At 56.0% G+C, this 293-nt stretch carries 1 protein-coding gene; it reads left to right on the top strand.

Annotation, left to right across the window (positions count from 1 at the left end; translation table 11 throughout):
- The coding region (locus tag FDX22_RS15240) for an FUSC family membrane protein (RefSeq protein ID WP_304571765.1) at nucleotides 1-293 on the top strand (293 nt) is incomplete at both ends.

Here is a 293-nt window from a genome sequence, read left to right as displayed (position 1 = left end):
TGGCCGGGAACATGCCCGTCTGGGAGCCGCTGCTAATCTACGCGCTGGGCACATTGTGGTACGGCCTGTTCAACTGGTTCTGGTTCTGGATGTGGCGCGAGCAGCCGCTGCGTGAATCGCTCAGTTTGTTGTACCGCGAATTAGCCGATTACTGTGAGGCCAAGTACAGCATGCTGACCCAGCATGCCGATCCCGAAAAAGCGCTTCCTCCCCTGCTAGTGCGCCAACAAAAAGCGGTGGATTTGATTACCCAGTGCTATCAGCAAATGCATATGCTGTCGGCGCATCACAAC

Origin of the sequence: Citrobacter sp. TBCS-14, from assembly GCF_005280805.1 — a bacterium.
GTDB lineage: Bacteria > Pseudomonadota > Gammaproteobacteria > Enterobacterales > Enterobacteriaceae > Citrobacter > Citrobacter gillenii.
This window is presented reverse-complemented; position numbering and strand designations above follow the sequence as displayed.